21 protein-coding genes are annotated in these 19083 nt (G+C 36.8%); 4 read left to right on the forward strand and 17 right to left on the reverse strand.

The features are described from left to right. Positions 1 to 2 precede the first annotated feature (2 nt). The 4 genes from CZ490_RS10700 to CZ490_RS10715 all read left to right on the forward strand — a co-directional run bounded on the left by CZ490_RS10700 (position 3) and on the right by CZ490_RS10715 (position 4600). The gene (locus tag CZ490_RS10700) at positions 3 to 1112 is read left to right on the forward strand and encodes a GerAB/ArcD/ProY family transporter (protein ID WP_077618887.1); all 1110 of its coding nucleotides are present in this window, start codon (positions 3 to 5) and stop codon (positions 1110 to 1112) included. Beyond that, positions 1087 to 2343, forward strand: coding sequence for a Ger(x)C family spore germination protein (locus CZ490_RS10705; protein ID WP_077618888.1), 1257 nt, complete (start codon positions 1087 to 1089; stop codon positions 2341 to 2343). The genes CZ490_RS10700 and CZ490_RS10705 overlap by 26 nt, the downstream gene beginning before the upstream one ends. A 338-nt stretch (positions 2344 to 2681) precedes the next feature. Further along, the gene (gene sigK, locus CZ490_RS10710; protein ID WP_077618889.1) at positions 2682 to 3395 is read left to right on the forward strand and encodes an RNA polymerase sporulation sigma factor SigK; all 714 of its coding nucleotides are present in this window, start codon (positions 2682 to 2684) and stop codon (positions 3393 to 3395) included. 149 nt (positions 3396 to 3544) lie between these two features. Next, the gene (locus CZ490_RS10715; protein ID WP_234987221.1) at positions 3545 to 4600 is read left to right on the forward strand and encodes a DUF3231 family protein; all 1056 of its coding nucleotides are present in this window, start codon (positions 3545 to 3547) and stop codon (positions 4598 to 4600) included. A 644-nt stretch (positions 4601 to 5244) separates the two neighbouring features. Here the strand turns inward: CZ490_RS10715 and CZ490_RS10720 are convergent. The 17 genes from CZ490_RS10720 to CZ490_RS10800 all read right to left on the reverse strand — a co-directional run bounded on the left by CZ490_RS10720 (position 5245) and on the right by CZ490_RS10800 (position 19038). After that, positions 5245 to 5385 carry a YrzI family small protein gene (locus tag CZ490_RS10720; protein ID WP_077618890.1) on the reverse strand — a complete coding sequence of 47 codons (141 nt, stop codon included), beginning with the start codon at positions 5383 to 5385 and terminating at the stop codon, positions 5245 to 5247. Between the two features lie 364 nt (positions 5386 to 5749). Then, positions 5750 to 5980, reverse strand: coding sequence for a YrhC family protein (locus CZ490_RS10725; RefSeq protein ID WP_142255370.1), 231 nt, complete (start codon positions 5978 to 5980; stop codon positions 5750 to 5752). 142 nt (positions 5981 to 6122) lie between these two features. Further along, positions 6123 to 7256 carry a bifunctional cystathionine gamma-lyase/homocysteine desulfhydrase gene (locus CZ490_RS10730; protein ID WP_077618892.1) on the reverse strand — a complete coding sequence of 378 codons (1134 nt, stop codon included), beginning with the start codon at positions 7254 to 7256 and terminating at the stop codon, positions 6123 to 6125. Between the two features lies 1 nt (position 7257). Then, positions 7258 to 8181 carry a PLP-dependent cysteine synthase family protein gene (locus CZ490_RS10735; RefSeq protein ID WP_077618893.1) on the reverse strand — a complete coding sequence of 308 codons (924 nt, stop codon included), beginning with the start codon at positions 8179 to 8181 and terminating at the stop codon, positions 7258 to 7260. Positions 8182 to 8196: 15 nt separating this feature from the next. Continuing rightward, entirely contained in the window at positions 8197 to 8904 is a 708-nt protein-coding gene (gene mtnN / locus CZ490_RS10740; RefSeq protein ID WP_077618894.1) for a 5'-methylthioadenosine/S-adenosylhomocysteine nucleosidase, read from the reverse strand. 21 nt (positions 8905 to 8925) lie between these two features. Continuing rightward, positions 8926 to 9570 (reverse strand): class I SAM-dependent DNA methyltransferase, encoded by a 645-nt coding sequence (locus CZ490_RS10745; RefSeq protein WP_077618895.1) that lies wholly within the window; start codon positions 9568 to 9570, stop codon positions 8926 to 8928. A 151-nt stretch (positions 9571 to 9721) separates the two neighbouring features. After that, positions 9722 to 10465, reverse strand: a complete 744-nt coding sequence (locus CZ490_RS10750) for a YrrS family protein (protein ID WP_077618896.1) — start codon at positions 10463 to 10465, stop codon at positions 9722 to 9724. 90 nt (positions 10466 to 10555) lie between these two features. After that, entirely contained in the window at positions 10556 to 12331 is a 1776-nt protein-coding gene (locus CZ490_RS10755; protein ID WP_077618897.1) for a peptidoglycan D,D-transpeptidase FtsI family protein, read from the reverse strand. 58 nt (positions 12332 to 12389) lie between these two features. Continuing rightward, complete coding sequence (greA, locus tag CZ490_RS10760) at positions 12390 to 12866, reverse strand: transcription elongation factor GreA (RefSeq protein WP_142255371.1); 477 nt, start codon at positions 12864 to 12866, stop codon at positions 12390 to 12392. Positions 12867 to 13038: 172 nt separating this feature from the next. Then, positions 13039 to 13674, reverse strand: coding sequence for a uridine kinase (udk, locus tag CZ490_RS10765; RefSeq protein ID WP_077618899.1), 636 nt, complete (start codon positions 13672 to 13674; stop codon positions 13039 to 13041). 1 nt (position 13675) lies between these two features. Continuing rightward, on the reverse strand, positions 13676 to 14950 hold the full coding sequence (locus tag CZ490_RS10770) for a peptidase U32 family protein (RefSeq protein ID WP_077618900.1): 1275 nt from the start codon (positions 14948 to 14950) through the stop codon (positions 13676 to 13678). An 89-nt stretch (positions 14951 to 15039) separates the two neighbouring features. After that, entirely contained in the window at positions 15040 to 15969 is a 930-nt protein-coding gene (locus tag CZ490_RS10775; protein WP_077618901.1) for a peptidase U32 family protein, read from the reverse strand. Then, positions 15966 to 16616 (reverse strand): O-methyltransferase, encoded by a 651-nt coding sequence (locus CZ490_RS10780; protein ID WP_077618902.1) that lies wholly within the window; start codon positions 16614 to 16616, stop codon positions 15966 to 15968. The genes CZ490_RS10775 and CZ490_RS10780 overlap by 4 nt, the downstream gene beginning before the upstream one ends. Before the next feature lie 147 nt (positions 16617 to 16763). Then, positions 16764 to 17897, reverse strand: a complete 1134-nt coding sequence (mltG, locus tag CZ490_RS10785) for an endolytic transglycosylase MltG (protein WP_077618903.1) — start codon at positions 17895 to 17897, stop codon at positions 16764 to 16766. 150 nt (positions 17898 to 18047) lie between these two features. Further along, positions 18048 to 18335, reverse strand: a complete 288-nt coding sequence (locus CZ490_RS10790; protein WP_077618904.1) for a DUF1292 domain-containing protein — start codon at positions 18333 to 18335, stop codon at positions 18048 to 18050. 14 nt (positions 18336 to 18349) lie between these two features. Beyond that, positions 18350 to 18766 carry a Holliday junction resolvase RuvX gene (gene ruvX / locus CZ490_RS10795; RefSeq protein ID WP_077618905.1) on the reverse strand — a complete coding sequence of 139 codons (417 nt, stop codon included), beginning with the start codon at positions 18764 to 18766 and terminating at the stop codon, positions 18350 to 18352. 5 nt (positions 18767 to 18771) lie between these two features. Then, positions 18772 to 19038, reverse strand: coding sequence for an IreB family regulatory phosphoprotein (locus CZ490_RS10800; protein WP_077621030.1), 267 nt, complete (start codon positions 19036 to 19038; stop codon positions 18772 to 18774). Between the last annotated feature and the right edge of the window lie 45 nt (positions 19039 to 19083).

A 19083-nucleotide genomic window follows, 5' to 3' on the forward strand; every position in this document is an offset into this window, starting at 1 on the left:
AAATGGAGAAATCAAGAGGGAAAATTGGAATAAGAGAATACATTGCTATGGTCATCTTGACTGTCGGTGTAAAGCTATCAGACGATACACCTGCGATTCTTGTTGATTATTTGAGTAACACATTATGGATGGCTCCGATTCTAATTGGATTAATGTCCATTATCCCCATTTACCTGACCATAAAAGTTATTACAGCTTACAAAAATAAAAATTTACATGACGTGATTCTTCATTTATTTGGTAAATATTTTGGAAATTTTCTATCCATAGCTTTATTAATGGTGGGTTTTTTTGCACTCACATTCGACTCGTCAATGTATATCGATATCATTGGCACGATGTATTTTACAGAAACACCCAATTTAATTATCTATATCGTTTTTATGGTTGTATGTGCATATAGCGCCAAAAAAGGGCTTGAACATATTGGAACTGTTTCGTGGCTCGTACTATTTTATATAAAAGCTTCTCTATTACTATCTTTTCTTTTGGCTATTCAAGATAGCAGTACAGATTATATATTTCCTATTCTTGGACCAGGTTACTGGGAAGTTATAAAAACGAGTACCACTCACGTATCGGTCATTGCAGAATTTTTTTACCTTGGTTTAATCGCTCCCTATATTGCAACTGTAAAAGCATATAAAAATGGGACATGGATTGCTCTCATCATCATCGTTATTGAGCTTAGCTTTGCATTTCTCATTTATTTATTTGTCTTTGATTATGAAGGATTAAAGATGCTTGATTATCCATATCAAGAGTTAATTCGATTAGTAAGATTTGGATTTATAACTAATATTGAAAGCTTTTTCTTTCCGTTTTGGATCATTGCTTCATTTATTCGATTCTCATTCTATCTATATTTAATCTCGATATTTTTAGGTGGTATTTTGAACATCAAAAAATTTGAACATCTGGCACCTATCGTCGCGACAATTGCTGTGATTATGGGATCGGCTCCAGAGGCTGCAACTTTCACAATTTTTACTATAAGAGAGGTTATTCTAAATAGTGTGAGCCCTATGTTTTTATTACTTCCTATCCTAATGTGGCTTATAGCAAGATTCAAAGGGGATTTAAAGCATGATAAAAAAAGCCAAAATAACTAAACTCTCCCTATTATTTGTAATTTTAAACATGTTAGTTGGATGCTGGGATTTGCAAGAAATTGACCAAAGAGCCTATGTACTCGGGATAGGTCTAGACAAATCAGAGACCACAGGTTTTTTGAAGGTTACGTATTTAATCTCTAATCCAGAAGCTAGCTCGACTCAAGCTGGAGGTGGCGGAGAAGAACCATCACATGAGATTATTTCTTTTACCTCTTCCAGCTTTATTGAATCTCAAAACATCGCAAATGCAGTAATTGCGAAGGTAATTACTTATGATATATTAGACTTTTTTGCTGTTTCAGAGGAGCTTGCCAAGGACAAGGATTTTATTCGCTGGATTTATGATGCCACGAAGGACCGAGAAATTAGACGTGATACGAGACTAATTGTTACAAAGGAAGATGCAAGTACCTTCATTGAAAAAAACAAACCTAGACTCGAAACAAGAAGACATGAATACGTAGAATCAATATTTGAACATGCAACTGAAATTGGTTTTATACCTAGATCTGAATTACAATATTTATTTAAAATCACCGAAGCCGATGCAGAGCTTTATATTACTGCCTATGCGACGACGGAAGAAGACAAAAAAACTTCTCAAAAAAACACCGATGATGAATTAATTGCCGGAAATATGAAGGTTAGCGGAAATACGAACCCTGCACAATTTCTTGGTTCTGCAGTTTTTAAAGAAGGTCAAATGATTGGAAAACTATCGGTGCAAGAAACTCGCTTGACTCGACTGATACACAAGCGGATGGACAAACCAAGTTTTCTAGTCGCTATCCCCGACCCCTTCATGGAAAGCTTTTGGATAACAACTCGCTTTACACAATTGAAATCCCCAAAAATAAGTGTAGATGTATCAGAAAAAGCACCCAAAATTACGGTTAAGCTTCCTATACAAGCGGATATATTAACTGATCATAGTATGGTACATTACGGAGGGGATGGGAAAAAACGTGAAGAATTAAGAGAGCATATCGAGAAAGGAATTGAAACTAGAATAGATACTCTTATAAAACGGAGTCAAGAGGAATTTAAGACCGACCTATTTGGATTTTCATTGGCAGCAAGAAAACATTTTTTAACCATCTCACAATGGGAGGACTATGATTGGATGAAATCATATCCTGAAGCTGATATTAACGTTACTGTCGATGTCAAATTTGGTGAATTTGGTCGACAATCTGAATTACCTAGCTACGAGAGGATTAGGGACTAGTATGGGTTTAATTACATATTTAATGATGATTAGCATGTTTGTTTATTCAGTTACGTTCTCCATATCTCTTTGGAAAGATAAAAATAAACCAGGATCTATTGTAGTTTTTGGTTTGGCATTGACTATAGTAATTGTACCCTTCTTTACAATTTTAAAATAAGTGATTGTTAGGGCTGATGGAGTAGTGAGAATGGGCTTTTTTACTATCGTCAGCTTTTTTCGTTTGGACAGACACAAGCAAGCACCTTTCTTCATAACATTAAGTAATAGGCAAATGCCTAGTTAAGTAGTGTAAATGAAACTCATACATACACTGCGATATATGTGGAGGTGAGCGAATGTCTGGACTGTTAGCTGCATTAGGCTATTTTGTAAAAGAATTATTATTTTTAGTATCCTATGTGAAAAACAATGCTTTTCCTCAACCGTTATCATCTTCTGATGAAAAGAAATACTTACATCTACTGGCCGAGGGGAATGAAGACGCTCGGAATATCTTAATCGAACATAATTTACGGTTAGTCGCTCATATAGTAAAGAAATTTGAAAACACTGGTGAGGACACGGAGGATCTAATTTCAATTGGAACCATTGGGTTAATTAAGGCCATTGAAAGCTATTCACAAGGAAAAGGGACGAAACTGGCTACGTATGCCGCACGATGTATTGAAAATGAAATTCTTATGCATTTACGAGCACTAAAGAAGACGAAAAAGGATGTTTCCCTTCATGATCCGATTGGCCAGGATAAGGAAGGGAACGAAATTAGTTTAATCGATGTATTGAAATCCGAAACAGAAGATGTAATTGAAACCATCCAACTCAATATGGAACTCGAGAAAATTAAAGAATATATAGATGTCCTTGATGAACGAGAAAAAGAAGTAATCGTCGGTAGATTTGGTCTTGATTTAACCAAAGAAAAAACACAGCGCGAAATAGCAAAAGAACTTGGTATTTCAAGAAGCTATGTATCACGGATTGAGAAACGTGCTTTAATGAAGATGTTTCATGAATTTTACCGAGCAGAAAAAGAAAAAAGAAAAACATAAAATAAGGGGTGGGTTGCAGGGCTTGCAGTCCACCCTTCCCTTTTTAATTGGAATGAATTCTTAAACCAATCACATAGTTTTTATAGAATACTATTCCATTTATATGGTAATCGTATACCTATACGATTATTCAAGATAAGGGGATTGTTATGACTACGGATGAAGATTTAAATCCAATGAATGTGATGAAGCCGATTAATTTAAGTACCCAAGAACTATCCCAATCTCAACCCTTAACAACTGTAGAGATGGGTAAACTATGGACTACCTATATGGGAAACAGCATGTCCATCCAGATCCTTTCATACTTTTTACAACATTGCGAGGATGTCTACAGTAGGACGTTACTAGAAAATGGGTTAGCTCTTTCTAAGGATTTCATTAAAAGAATAGAAAAACTTTTAAATGAAGCAAATTTCCCAATACCAGTAGGGTTTACCCAAGATGATGTGAATCTGGATGCCCCACGTCTATATGAAGATGATTTCTACGTGTACTATTTAAAATATGCAGCTAAGGCTGGTCTTAGTTTATACGCCGTAGCAATTCCGATTGTAATGAGGGAGGATATAAGAGAGTTTTTTGTTTATGCCAATAAATGCACGACAATCTTATTAGGGCAAATTAATAATGTACTTTTCGAAAAAAAATTAATTGTGAAACCTCCATCTATTCCTACACCGGACAAACCTGATTTTATTAGTAAACAAAGTTATTTAAACGGTTGGTTTGGAGATGTTAGACCTTTACACGCCATGGAAATTATACATTTATACGATAACATTGAAAATAATATAACGAGTAAAGCGTTATTACTTGGCTTCCATCAGACCGTTCAAGACAAAAAGATCAAATCTTTATTTAATCGCGGTTTAGAAATGACCGATAAGGCGGTTAAACAATTCTCTGAAAAACTTCATATAGAAAATTTACAAACACCGTCTTTTATAGACCATTTAGTCACAACCTCTGACCACCCTCCTTTTTCAGATAAGATAATGTTATTTCATAAAGTTGACATGTTTTCAATGAAGGTTAGGTGGTTCGGGAATTCAATGGCCGTAAATGGAAGAAGAGATATTAGCGCTCTATATGTAAGGGCCATGACGAATGTTGGCCTTTTTGTTGATGATGGTGCAAATATATTAATCGATAAAGGTTGGATGGAATCGCCGCCTAAAGCATTTGAAAGGGATAAAAAATAAAATAGGTGGATTGCAAGTCTCCGCAATCCACCCTGATATTTTTAGCCTATACTTCCACACTAACCTCTGTTCCCACAATAATAGCAATTACTGATGCAATAACGATTCCCATAACGATCATTAACATATCCATCAACCTCCAAAAAGGAATGTACTTCTTACTTTTACTTTATCACTTACAGACTGTGTAAACGTTATCCACTTTTGAACATTGTGTTAACGAAATTTGTCAAATTTAAGGCAAAAGGAAAAGTGCAAGGCGCGCGCCCTGGGGAACATCGACTAACTACCGCCACGTCCTGTGGCGAACGTCGATGTCAGCACTTCCTGTGCAAGTCAAGCATAAGACGAGCGCTGACAGAAGGTGCATTTTACCTTCCGAAGCGATTGGCTTATGACCTCGAACCGATGGCGCCTGGAACTAGACAAAAAAACAAAGGAGCACCAACAATGGCGCTCCGAACAGTTTATCATTGATATTTCTTTGTAAACATAATAGTAAAAATCAATACATGTACCGAAAGCATACGTAACTCCTCCTATTTTGATTCGTTAGGTGGAATCTTTCTCCACATTTAACCAAGCAACAATTGGACAACTTCTCATTAACATTTTCATTCCCCTTTCCTATTTTTTTCGATCAATTAAAACAAGCGCATCATTGAATATTGGCGATCTTTCATTTCTTCCATATGCTTACTGACTTTTTCTTCACGTACATATTCTTCAATAGACTTTTGACGTTTTGAAATCGAGATTGTTAAAAAGAAAAGATTAATGGTCATTATTTACTCACCTCCTTTAATATGTTGATTCTGGTATTTATTTGTAGGGAAATTGGCACAAAAAAGCCACAGGCATTTTAGTCCTGTGGCGTAACAAGGCATAATAAAGCCACAGGCGAAACTATCCCACCTGTGGCATGATTAGCAAATTAACGTTTAGTAATTAATCACCGGTTTGGTCGAATAGATTGTTCGATATAAAGTTTTTACGTATTTGTTTTTAGCAATTACTTTGATCATTGTATTCGACCTCCTTTTTGATAATAATTTTTTCCTACAGTGGTAATTATAACCAATACATGGCCCCATGTAAACATTTTTTTACAAAAAAAAATCCTTCACCTAAAAATAAGGCAAAGGACTATTATTCTTCAATTTGTTTTTTATATTTAATTACTAATAGAAAGAAGGTAAATGCTAAGCTTAATAGTATGAGAGTTGACCCAATCATTGTATAAAGTTGAAACGCAGATCGGCCCTCAGGTATGATAACACCAATATATAAAAATGCACCCATTACAAGAAGGATGTAACCAAAGTTTGTATAATCTGTGATTTTACTTTGCAATTTTTTCGTCTGCTTTTTCTGATCCAATTGAATTCACCTACCAAAATAGTAAACTACCACCTAATAATAACATACCTTTAATCTGGGGTTAGAATGTAAATTTTAGCAGTTTTTATGGTTCAAAAGGATCAATAAAACCTCTATCCCAATACGGATAGAGGCTTCACTTTTATTTTAGTCCTTGCTCAAGGTCTTCGATTAGGTCTTCAACATCTTCTAGTCCAACAGAAATACGTACAAGTCCATCTCCTATGCCTAGTTCCGCACGACGGTCGCTTGGAATTGAAGCATGAGTCATCTTTGCCGGAACAGAAATTAAGCTTTCTACTGCACCTAGACTCTCTGCTAATGTGAAATATTTAACCTTACTAAGTAGCTTATCCGCATTCTCGGCGCTGCCTACATCAAATGACACCATTCCTCCAAAGCCTTTCGCTTGTCTCTTCGCGATGGCATGGTTCGGATGAGTCTCAATCCCAGGATAAAACACTTTTTTCACTGACGGATGATCTTGTAAAAACTCAACAATTTTTCGTGTATTTTCTTCATGTTCCTCCATACGAACTCCAAGTGTACGGATACCACGAATTAACAACCACGAATCCTGTGGCCCTAATACTCCCCCAGTTGAGTTTTGAACAAAATGCAGGTCCTCACCAAGTTTTGCAGAATTCACGACAACAAGCCCAGCAACTACGTCACTATGGCCCCCAATATATTTGGTTGCACTATGAAGCACGATATCAGCACCAAGTGCAATCGGATTTTGCCAATATGGGGTATTGAACGTGTTATCAACAATCGTTAATAGATTATTCTTTTTTGCAATTTCTGCAGCAGCTTTAATATCCGTTATTTTTAATAAAGGGTTAGTTGGTGATTCAATGAATAATGCTCTTGTATTTTCACGGATTTCGCTTTCAATATTGTCAAGATTACTTGTATCAATAAAGGTTGCGTCAATACCAAAACGGTTAAGCACCTTCGTCATCACACGGTAAGTTCCACCATATACATCATCGGTAAGTAGCACATGATCTCCACTTTTAAACAACATCATCACAGCTGTAATGGCTGCCATACCTGAAGCAAACGCAAAACCTCTTTCTCCACCTTCAATATCCTTGATTAATTCTTCAAGGGCATGTCTGGTTGGATTCCCTGTTCGTGAGTATTCAAATCCCTTATGTTTACCAATGCTTTCTTGTTTATATGTGCTAACTTGATAAATAGGTGTATTAACTGCACCAGTCTGTGGATCCTGGCCAACTCCCCCATGAATAAGCATCGTTTTTCGTTTCATTCTATATCCCACCCTCATATATTTTTTTACTTAAGTACCGTTCGCTACTATCGGGAAAAATTACCAACACATGTGAACCTGGCTTAGCTGTTTGCGCCTCTAGAAGTGCAGCATGAAGGGCCGCTCCTGAAGAACTGCCAACAAGAAGCCCTTCAGTGCGCGCAACCTCCTTCACACGACGGAATGCATCCTCATCAGAAACTGTATGAATTTTATCAAAGTAGGATTTATCCATATAATCTGGAAGGAATTCCATTCCGATACCTTCCGTTTTATGTGGACCTGATTCCCCACCATTTAAAATAGATCCTTCCGGCTCGACGATGACAGTTTTTATAGCAGTGTTCATTTCCTTTAAATACCTTGCTGTCCCCATAAAGGTACCGCCTGTACCCGCTCCCGCTACAAAAATATCGATTTGCCCCTCAAGCTGATTCCACACTTCTGGTCCAAGTGTCTTATAATACGTATCTGGGTTCGCAGGGTTTGCGAATTGTTGAGGACAATAGGAATTAGGAATTTCATTAAGAAGCTCTTTTGCCTTCTCTATCGCACCTGTCATTCCATCCTGTGTTGGCGTATTGACAATTGTTGCACCCAACGCTCTCATTAAATCTTGCTTCTCGATTGAAAACTTCTCAGGAACGCAAAGAATTACCTTAAAATTGCGGTTTATTGCTGCAAGTGCAAGTCCAATCCCAGTGTTACCTGCGGTGGGCTCAATTATCGTACCCCCTTCAGATAATTGTCCTGTATTTAGAGCATGTTGAAGAAGTTCGATTCCTAGCCGATCCTTAATACTTCCACCAGGATTATAAAATTCCAGTTTAGCAAAAAGACGAACACCTTCTCGCAGTGGAAAATTCGTAATTTCTACAATTGGCGTATTACCGATTAGTTCATGGACATTTTGAAATACTTGCATAACAATCCCCCGTTATTAAGCGTTATTACTATTAATTTGTTCAACCATTCTTTCAACTACATCTGAAGAATTTTTTGCTGCAGTTTGGAGGAATTGGTCAAATGATACATTAGATTCTTTACCCGCGATATCTGATAAAGCACGAATGACAACAAAAGGAACTTCGAATTGATGACATACCTGTGCCACTGCGGCTGCTTCCATCTCGACAGCGTATAAATCACCAAACTTTTCACTAACGAACGCAACCCTTTCAGGATCATTCATGAAAGAGTCACCTGTTGCAATTAAACCAGTTACAACCTGAATATCTGTAATACCCTCTGCACTTTTTTCTGCTAGTTTAATTAGCTGTGCATCTGCTTTGAATGCAGCAGGCAATCCAGGAACTTGCCCATATTCATAATTAAAGGCCGTTACATCCACATCATGATGTCTGACTTCCGAGGATATTACTATATCACCCACATTAAGCGTCTCTAAATGACCACCTGCTGATCCCGTGTTCACCACATAATCTGGCTTAAATTGCATTAAAAGTATTGTTGTTGAAATGGCAGCATTCACTTTACCAATCCCTGATTTTAATAAAATTACGTCATAGCCATTTAATGTTCCCGTATAGAACACGCTTCCGGCAACGATAGATTCCTGTCTATTGTCAATTTTCTCTCTTAGTATTGCTACTTCTTCATCCATTGCTCCAATAATTGCTACTTTCATAAGTACGTATCACCTTTCGTTTTACTGTTTCGTTGCTTCCATTACCCATACAAAGTGATTAAATCGTTTGAATTCTACTGTAAATCCATTATTCTTTGCGATTTCTTGCAGTACAGGAATTGTTGTATAATACTCCGTCTTCAAATCGTTTGCAAGGTTTAGAAAGCCTTTTTGTTTTGCGGATTCAATAGTCATTTTATAGTCTTGTTCATTCTCGAACATTGTATCCGCAAACACTATTTTACCACCTTTTTCTAATAAGTTACTATATAGTGCAAATGCATGGTTTTTCTCAGTATCATTTAAATGGTGGAAAGCATACGTACTTACAATTGTATCGATTTGTTCAGTAGGTTTATTAAAAACGATAAAGTCTCCATCTTCTATTGTTAGAAAATAGTTTTGAAGCTTTTCAAATGCTATATCTCGCATAGGTTTAGACGGTTCAACACCATACACTTTCTTCTTTTCATGTAGAAGTTTTTCAGTAAGGTTGCCTGTACCCACACCAAATTCCAAAACGATGAGACCGGATTTCTGAACGACATCATTTAATATATCTTCATATCGCGAAAACACTTCCTGGTACTCCACATCATGTCCGGTTACTGTTTGATCATACGAGTCCGCCCAACCTTCAAAAACCTCTAAAAATTCTCGCCCCATTTGTCTCACTCTCCACAAAGTGTATTATTCCTATCAATATACTATGAATTTAAAAATTAACTGTTCTAAATTTATCATATTATCCTGTTATTTTCAATTATCATTACTCACTAAAAGAACACAAAAAAACGCAGGAATTCCTGCGCCTACTTTAATCATCATCATCATCATCGTCATTTTCATCAGAATCAGATTCATTTTTATAGTTTTTATATGTTTCGGTGTCATTTTCTTTTAATTCTTCAATCTTAGTTGGTTTCCAACCTTCATTTGGGATCCAATCTAGGTAAACTTTTTGGACTTGCTTCGTAGTTTTAGATGATACAGTTGCGGTTATTGAACTTCCACCGTTTCTTCCTAACCACCAGACCACCATATCTGCTCTATCAAAACCAGTAGCATAGCTTGCTGCCTTTTCCATTTCATTCCGATCAGTTGAATCTGCATCAAAATTAGTGATATGAGGCTCTGTTTGTTCAGTTCCAACTGGTTTCCACGCAGGATTGACAATTGTTCTTACTATATTAGATTCAGGATCTCCTTCAGTTACCTCAATTGATTCATCAGATTCTGGCTCATTCTCCTCAGCCTTTTCCTCTACATTTGAATCTTTTGTTGTTTCCTTCTTGTTTTGATCATCAGCAGGTGACTCTTTCACTTTATCCTCAGAGTCTTGAGGAGTCGTTTTTTCATTGCTGTCTTTTGGTTGATTCGTTTCATTTGATGATACCTGTTCCTCTACATTTTTATCACCGAAAATAAGTTTCCCGCCAAAGAAAACAATCAAGATAACAACGAGAATAATTAACATATTTAGTATTCGATTTACCTTTTTTCGTTTTGCTCTTCGTTCAGATCGAGGCCCTTCATATAGATTGTCTAAATCATTCCCCATTTTTTAGTACCCCCCTAACAATGACTATTGCGAAGTAAACTATCTTCTTATTCTAGCATGATAGAATGAAAGGTTGAAGATATTTCTTAATCAGTCAATGGTTTTGGGACCTTTTTCCTGTTCAAGATCATATATTCCTTGAACCAAATCATTAAAGACTGTATTTGCTACAGACGAAGTTCCTGGTTGCTCTAAGTCGACTACGACTAACGCATATTTCGGTTTTTCAAAAGGAAAATATCCAGCAAACCATTTGTTCACAAGTGTTACTTCACCTTGTTTTTTTCCTGTTTCGGCAGTACCAGATTTACCTGCAACATGATATGGAAGCTGTGCAAATCTTTGACCAGTTCCAGATGTAACGACACCTCTTAACAATTCTTGCAGTCGGCTTGCTGTATACGGAGCAATTTTTGGCCCTTCCATCTCCTGCTTTGAAAATGAAAATAAAGTTGTTCCGTTTTTATATAAAACATCGCTTACAGTCCGCACTTCTTTCTTTGACCCGCCTCTCGCAATGGTTGCCATCATATTAGCAATACCCAACGGGGTCACTCTTACATCTTTTTGGCCGATGGCAGTTTGAGCAATTGCTTTCGCCACATGTTTATCTCGTTCATCAGCCCAAATACGTCCATGATACTCTTTAGGGAATTGCTTAAAATCTTGAAAACGAAAAACATCGCCATTCCAACCCACTGGCCCAAGGAGACCAAGCATTTCGGAATATTTTTCAATCACATCAGGATCACTTTCAATCATTTCTTGAGCCAGCTTTGCGAAAGTATAGTTACAACTCTTAGCGAAGCTATTATAGAAGTTTAGCATACCATGTTGATATTCCGCTGGTCCTTCTCCATAAAGGTCTAAATCACAATTAAACATACGATCATTAGAAATTTGTTGATTTTCAATTGCTGCAGCTGCAATTACAGCCTTAAAAACTGAACCCGGAAATTGTGGCATAATCATCTGATTTTCTGCAGATTCATCCCCAAATGGATTTGAAGTGTTAATGGTTGGTCTACTAACCATTGCTAGTAAATCATTGGACTCGATATCTAGAAGTACAATTCCACCCTTCTTTAGTTGATGCTTATCGAGTATTTCCTCTGCTACTATTTGAAAATCCTTGTCTAGGGTTGTTTGAATAGCAACGGGGTAATACGGATTTGCTGGCGCTGTATACTTTACGTCAATTCCAAATAAAGGGCCACCATCACCAGCCACATGATAGAGAAGCTTTGCCTCTCCTTCTGGCAAAAGGAATTCGTCAAATGTAGATTGCAACCCAGTAATACCTAGTTTTGTATTTTTCGGTAAATAGCTTTTATCTGGATAGCGTTCTTGGAATAACTCACTGTTTTCACGTATTAATCCAATTAAATGTTCCGCTATTTCACTATCAAGTTCATATTGACGATGGACTGCGAATACACCAGGTATCTGAAGATTATTAATTTTATTCATTTGGGTTTCTGTTAGTTCTATAGGTCTCTTCCCACCTACGATAACAGGTTTTTTTGCATCCATGATCTCATTCTTCAATTCATTCACAGAAACATTTACAATTTTTGCGACATCTTCTGCTGGCCATTCGATATTTTTCAAAAAGGGAAACAACACGAGTGTGGGGTAATATTCATGGGTGAGTGCCTCTTTATTGCGGTCAATAAATCTACCTCGTCCTTGATCTATAACAAGCTCCTGTGTTCTTTGTGAAACACTAGACTCAATTAAATTGATATCTCTTTTTGTAAATGATTCAGTACTTACTAATTGTAGTTGTATCAGTCTCCCGATTAATCCAGCCACTAGTAAAAAAATGATACATTGAACGATAATTGCACGTTTTTTTATTACCATAGAAAAACACCTCGTCTACAGTTTGGACGAGGTGTTATCATTATTATACATAAGACTATTAGTCAATTTTCGTAATTTCGACAAACATTTCTCCACCTGGAGTTTGGACAGTTACCTTGTCTCCAACGTGTTTTCCGATTAGACTTTTTGCAATTGGTGAATCGTTTGAGATTTTTCCTTCAAACGGGTCAGCTTCAGCACTTCCGACAATCGTATATGTTTCTTCTTCACCATCTGGAAGTTCAATAAAGGTTACAGTCTTACCTAGTGAAACCTTCCCTGCACTGTCAGCGTCTTCTTCAATAATTTTTGCATTACGAATCATATTTTCAATTGTTGTAATACGTCCTTCAACAAACGCTTGTTCATCTTTAGCAGAATCATACTCTGAGTTCTCAGATAAATCTCCGAAACTTCTCGCAATTTTAATACGCTCTACTACTTCTTTACGTTTAACTGTCTTTAAATGTTCTAATTCTTGCTCTAATTTTTGTTTTCCTTCTGCTGTCATTGGAAATACTTTTTCTACCATAATCCCTTCACTCCTTGTAGTCGTTACAATCCCCCTGTGATTGTGTTTGTGTAATTAATATGTAGTACGAAATGGCTTTCATATTGAATAGTAAGGAAAGGAATGATAGGAAATTCTACCATTCCTTTCTCTGTATGTTTTGTACTATCATAACACCTTTATCTCTGTTATGTTATTACAAAATGACTTTTTGTTCAAGAATTGTTTGAATTTTAGTTACCATTAAATCAATTGCAACGTGATTTTGTCCCCCTTCAGGGATGATAATGTCTGCATATCTTTTTGTCGGTTCAATAAATTGATTATGCATAGGACGCACCACGTTTTCATATTGTTCGATAACCGATTCTAATGTACGACCACGATCTTTAATATCACGCAACATTCTTCTGATTATGCGAATGTCAGCATCGGTATCAACGAATAGTTTTATATCCATTAAATCGCGTAATCTTTCATCTTCGAGAACGAGGATTCCTTCTAAAATGATAACATCCTTTGGTTCAACTTCAATCACTTCAGAGGACCTTGTATGAAATTTATAGTCATAAACTGGCTTACTTATACCTTTGTATTCAATAAGTTTTTTTATATGTTCTATCAGCAGGTCATTATCAAAAGCCAATGGATGGTCGTAATTTGTATTTAATCTCTCTTCAAAAGGCATATGGCTTTGATCTTTATAATATGAATCCTGTTCAATCATCATGATTGAATGGCCTCTAAAATGCTCATAGATTGCTTTTGATACACTTGTTTTACCGGATCCTGAGCCTCCAGCAATGCCAATGACGATTGGCTTTCTGCTCATCTTACTTCCCCTTTCGCATCATGTTGTTAGGGTAAACAGGTTTGTCCACTTTAAACGAAACAATTTGTAATGGATGTCTAGCAGCATCCATTTCATTCCCGTCCTCATCCCAAATAGTCTCGATAATCTGAGTAAAGTTTTCGATTTCAGGACCAAAAAACTCAACCCGGTCACCTTTTTTAAAGAAGTTACGTTGCTGCATCGTTACAATCTCTGATTCCTTATCATAGTCTAACACTAGACCTGCAAAATCATAAGTTGTTTTTTTACTATGTGTTCCAAACATTTGTTCCTTCACACCTGGAATTCCTTCAAAAAAGGCAGGAGCAGTATCACGATTTGCACATTTATCAAGCTCTTCTAGCCACTCTTTAGCAATCACGAAATTATCAGGATCCGCACAATACGCATCAATAACTTTGCGATATACACTTACAACAGTTGCAATATAATGAATGGATTTCATTCGTCCTTCAATTTTCAGACTATCAATACCTAGCTCAATCATTCGTGGAATTGATTCGATAAGCTTTAAGTCTTTTGGACTCATTGCAAACGGAGAGTCTTCTTCCCCAAATAATGCTACTTCATTTTTATCCTCGTCTAGTTTAAATAAATCATAATCCCACCGGCACGATTGACAGCAACCACCACGGTTCGAATCGCGTGCTGTCATATGATTACTTAATGTACAACGACCAGAATAAGCAATACACATTGCTCCATGAACAAAGGTTTCGATTTCAATATCGACCTTTTCCTTCATTTCTTGAATTTCTTCAGCACTTGTTTCACGTGCCAGGACTACACGTTCTAACCCTTCTTCTTTCCAGAATTGAACAGCTTTCCAGTTGGATAGCGATTGCTGTGTACTTAAGTGTACCTCCATTTTCGGAGCAACACGCTTACACGTCTCAATGATAAGTGGGTCGGCCACAATAATACCAGATACTCCAGCCTCCTCTAGCCCCATTAAATATTCATCTAATCCATCTATGTTTTCATTATGTGCGTAAATATTTGTTGTGACATAGATTTTGGCACCGTATTTGTTTGCAAATTCTACACCTTCTGCGATTTCTTCTAATGTAAAATTATCAGCATTGGAACGAAGCCCGTATTCTTGTCCACCGATAAAAACAGCATCTGCACCATAGTGAACAGCGATTTTTAACTTTTCAAGATTACCTGCTGGTGCAAGCAATTCTGGCCGTTTTACGATTACACGCTTGCCATCTACTATTTTTGAAATAGGTTCTCTCACTGCTGTTGACATGTATAATCCTCCTTCATTACATAAATCCGCCTTGGCAAATTTGCGCCCAGGTACAGAGTTAGGCGTTTAGTTCAATTGCTCTAGTAGAATTAATAAACTGTTTCCTTAAAGTAGAAGCCCGTATCTAAAGGTCGATTAATTGGTTGAAGTCCTTCTAACTGCTCTAGTAGATCGTCCTTAATATCTTCATATTCGTCACGATTTTCGACGCATAAATCGATTGCTTTTCGATATATTTTAGTAACTTCAACGATATACTCAGTAGATTTTAGAATCCCCTCGATTTTAAAGCTATCTACACCCGCATCTATCATTTCTTCCAATTCATCAACAATACATACATCATTAGGGCTCATAATATGAGTGCCATTTTCATCTTCAAAAATCGGATATTTATTCCCACGCTCTTTATCAAATAAGAACATATCCTTTTCTTTTTTACGATTTTCAATTTCCATTACATTACCTTGATATTCGAAATAATTCCCAACCAACGAACGTTTTGATTGAAACATTGGCATCATTCCATGTACCTGAACTTCAATTTCAACCTCTGCATTTTCTTTAATTTCAACAATTGCGTCCATATTTAGTTCACGTGCTAGCACTGAACGACTTGCACCTTTTCTACCCCAGTAATTACAGGTATACCAGTTAGTCGCAGTTGTTTCCGTGTTCCAGTGCAATTTTATATCTGGTGCGACCTCACGTGCAGTCATCAGTACTGCTGGGTCACCAAAATATATGGCATCAACATTGCTATCTCGTAGAAAAGCAATATATTCACCTAATTCAGCAATTTTTTCATTATGAAACAAGGCATTCATTGCGACGTATATTTTTGCATTACGTGCATGAGCTATTTCGACCGCTTTAACAATTTCACCACGGTTAAATTCACCAGCAAGACGTAATCCATATCGTTGCTCACCTATGATTAAGGCTGTTGCACCAGCATTAATCAATGGTTCTATATCTTCCACACATGTAGGAGTCACCAAAAGTTCTGGTTTCTTCATTCCGTAACACCTCTTCTTTTACTTAATGCAACACCATCCCCAACAGGTACGATGGTCGTTTGATAATCTGGGTGCTTGATGAGCCACTCGTTATATGACTTAATTTTTGTAACAAGGCTACGTATTCTTTTATTCTCTATTTGTTCCTCAGCGACAAGCCCTTTAAATAGTACATTATCAGTCACAATTAAACCATCCCTTGAAAGGCATTTTTCATAGATGTCAAAAAAATGTCGATATTGTCCTTTTGCAGCATCAATAAAAATACAGTCGTATTCACCGTGATTCTTCACTTTTTCTCCCACCTCAAGTGCGTCACCGAAAATTACGGTTATTTGTGAGGCAGTTCCAGTTCGTTCAATGTTCTCTAACGCCTTTTCATATCTTTCTTGGTCTCGCTCAATCGTAACTATTTTGGTGCCAGGTAGAGCCTGAGCCATCCGAATTGCGGAATACCCAATTGCAGTTCCAATCTCGAGAATTTGCTTTGGTTGTGAGATTCTCAGTAACTGTAGCATAGTTTCAATCCCGATTAACTCCATAATCGGTACATTGTTTTCTTGTGCGTAATTTTCAATTTCTTCAATAAATGCATCTCGTTTGGGAAGTAAGGCTTCTAAATAATTGGTTAGTTTACTTGATAACAAGAAAAAAACCTCCATTTCATTATGGTGGTATTGGGTCAACATTCAGTCATTTGTTTTGCATGCTCATAATTCTCGATATATTTTACCATAAAGAAAAAGGGAGCGCTAATAGTAAAAAGTTAGCTTCCCTTATTTCAAAGTAAATCATTATTGATTTGTGATGTGTTGTGCTTTTTTCACGTTGTGTTCTTCAAGAGTCATTGAAAAGAGCACTTCTCCAGTTGGGGTTGCTAGGAAGTATAAATAGTCCGTCTCAGCAGGATTTAATGCCGCTGATATCGATGTCTCTCCTGCATTCGCAATTGGTCCGGGTGTTAACCCTTTTACATTATAGGTATTATAAGGCGAATCCACATCAAGATGCTCATACAGAACCCGATCCTTGTGTTGCCCTAAAGCATAGAGTACAGTTGGGTCCGTTTGAAGTTTCATATCCTGATCTAAACGGTTGTAAAATACACTAGAAATCTGTTCGCGATCCGTTTGCGCTGTTGCCTCTTCTTCTATTAACGACGCCATGGTTAATAGTTTATGAGTTGAATCAATATAAGGATTTCCTTCTAATTGTCCTAGGTATTTTGATAGAACTTTATCCGTTTGTTCCAACATGGTTTCAACAATCGCTTCTATCGAAGGTTTCTTCTCATAAAACGGATAAGTTGCTGGGAATAAATACCCCTCAAGTGGATGTTTTACATCTTCACTTAAAATTTCATCAGTTAAAATGGTAGGATATCTCGAAATTAAGTCCCTGACATAGGTGGGATCATCTAATTTCTGCATGATTTCTTCTTGTGTATAGCCTGTCTGTTCACCGATGATGGTTGCGATTTCAGAAAGTTGTTTACCTTCTGGAATTACTAATCTAAAAGCAGGTTCACCCATTAGGATACCAGACTTAAGACTTTTAATAATTTCATCAAAGTTCATCGATTGGTTCAGTGTATATTCCCCAGCCTTAAAACCAGATTCATTTCTAAATTTTGTGTAGTAACGAAATACCTTTGCATTTTTTATAATATCGTGTTCTTCTAGAATCCTTGCAATAGCTGTTGGCGATGATCCAATTGGTATCGTTACCTCAATTGGTTCCTTATTTGTTGGGTCTACTGGCTCAAGTGCTGATTTTATATATAAATAGCCTCCACCTATAATTCCAGATACAGCTAATAAAATTACAATAGATAGGATAAATACGATTTTTCGAATTGTTCTGGCTTCATTATGCCGCTCTAATAGATTCTTTTTATATAGATCCTTTTTCGATTCGTTTTCAGACATATTTCGTTAATCCTCCCCTCACTCGAATTATTATACTACATTTTTTTATCTAATTCGTCAATTTTAGGAAGAATTAACTAGAATATTGTACTTTTTTCTCTAATCTCTGTGAGTTTTAAGGCAGAAAAAAAACAGCCGGCTGGCTGTTTTTTATTCTTCTCCTTCTTCATCAAGAAACGTATTGAGCATTTCTTCAACAAGATCCCATTCTTCTTCCGTCTCGATTGGTTGAAGTTCTCCATCTTCGCCATCAGCAGAAGGGCTAAAGCTTGAAGCATGGATTTCGATATCCTCTTCATCTTCGTTTTCATCGCTTACTGGGTAGTAAAGTACATATGATTTTCCGAATTCATCTGATTCAAATGTGAATAATACTTCACACAGAATTTCATTTCCTTGTTCATCAACTACCGTTATTTGCTTTTCACCATGTTCCATATAAATACACCTCTTTAATTTTTACTATCTAGATACCCCTGAAGTATCATGACGGCGGCCATTTTATCAATTACTTGCTTTCGCTTTTTTCGACTTACATCCGCTGATAACAGGACTCTTTCCGCTGCCACTGTTGAGAGACGCTCGTCCCATAAAATAATAGGTAACCCGAATTTCTCCTGTACCATATCTGCAAAATGCTGACTAGCCTCACCGCGTGGACCAATTGTTCCATTCATATTCTTAGGTAAACCAATTACGACAGATTCTACCTGATATTCCTTTATAATTTCACCAAGGCGGTCTAAACCAAACTGCTGTCGTTCTTCATTAATCTTAATTGTTTCAATGCCTTGAGCAGTCCAGCCCATTTCATCACTGACGGCAACACCGACTGTCTTTGAGCCGACGTCTAAACCGAGAATCCTCATTCGTTTTACCCCTCACGATGAATCTTTAAATACGATTTCACTAACTCCTCAATTATTTCATCTCGTTCAAGCTTTCGGATAATATTACGCGCATCTTTATGACGCGGAATATATGCAGGATCTCCAGATAATAAGTATCCTACAATTTGATTGATAGGATTATATCCTTTTTCTTGAAGAGCATCATAGACAGTGAATAATACTTCATTTACATTTGTTTCAACTGGTTCCTCTGGAAAGTTGAATTTCATTGTTTTATCAAATGAGCTCAAGTTTTGCACCTCACTCTTTAGATTCTGATGTTTGAATCCGTACAT

The sequence above is a fragment of the Litchfieldia sinesaloumensis genome (assembly GCF_900156865.1).
Taxonomy (GTDB): Bacteria; Bacillota; Bacilli; order Bacillales; family Bacillaceae_L; genus Ferdinandcohnia; species Ferdinandcohnia sinesaloumensis.

Coding starts and splice junctions, on each gene's coding strand:
- udk (WP_077618899.1), bottom strand. CDS start 13,674: ATGAGCAGAAAGCCAATCGTCATTGGCATTGCTGGAGGCTCAGGATCC.
- CZ490_RS10735 (WP_077618893.1), bottom strand. CDS start 8,181: ATGCAAGTATTTCAAAATGTCCATGAACTAATCGGTAATACGCCAATT.
- CZ490_RS10700 (WP_077618887.1), top strand. CDS start 3: ATGGAGAAATCAAGAGGGAAAATTGGAATAAGAGAATACATTGCTATG.
- sigK (WP_077618889.1), top strand. CDS start 2,682: ATGTCTGGACTGTTAGCTGCATTAGGCTATTTTGTAAAAGAATTATTA.
- CZ490_RS10755 (WP_077618897.1), bottom strand. CDS start 12,331: ATGGTAATAAAAAAACGTGCAATTATCGTTCAATGTATCATTTTTTTA.
- CZ490_RS10770 (WP_077618900.1), bottom strand. CDS start 14,950: ATGTCAACAGCAGTGAGAGAACCTATTTCAAAAATAGTAGATGGCAAG.
- CZ490_RS10730 (WP_077618892.1), bottom strand. CDS start 7,256: ATGAAACGAAAAACGATGCTTATTCATGGGGGAGTTGGCCAGGATCCA.
- CZ490_RS10705 (WP_077618888.1), top strand. CDS start 1,087: ATGATAAAAAAAGCCAAAATAACTAAACTCTCCCTATTATTTGTAATT.
- CZ490_RS10775 (WP_077618901.1), bottom strand. CDS start 15,969: ATGAAGAAACCAGAACTTTTGGTGACTCCTACATGTGTGGAAGATATA.
- CZ490_RS10750 (WP_077618896.1), bottom strand. CDS start 10,465: ATGGGGAATGATTTAGACAATCTATATGAAGGGCCTCGATCTGAACGA.
- CZ490_RS10745 (WP_077618895.1), bottom strand. CDS start 9,570: ATGGGGCGAGAATTTTTAGAGGTTTTTGAAGGTTGGGCGGACTCGTAT.
- mltG (WP_077618903.1), bottom strand. CDS start 17,897: ATGTCTGAAAACGAATCGAAAAAGGATCTATATAAAAAGAATCTATTA.
- CZ490_RS10720 (WP_077618890.1), bottom strand. CDS start 5,385: ATGACCATTAATCTTTTCTTTTTAACAATCTCGATTTCAAAACGTCAA.
- CZ490_RS10790 (WP_077618904.1), bottom strand. CDS start 18,335: ATGGAACATGGTGAAAAGCAAATAACGGTAGTTGATGAACAAGGAAAT.
- mtnN (WP_077618894.1), bottom strand. CDS start 8,904: ATGAAAGTAGCAATTATTGGAGCAATGGATGAAGAAGTAGCAATACTA.
- CZ490_RS10715 (WP_234987221.1), top strand. CDS start 3,545: ATGACTACGGATGAAGATTTAAATCCAATGAATGTGATGAAGCCGATT.
- ruvX (WP_077618905.1), bottom strand. CDS start 18,766: ATGAGGATTCTCGGTTTAGACGTCGGCTCAAAGACAGTCGGTGTTGCC.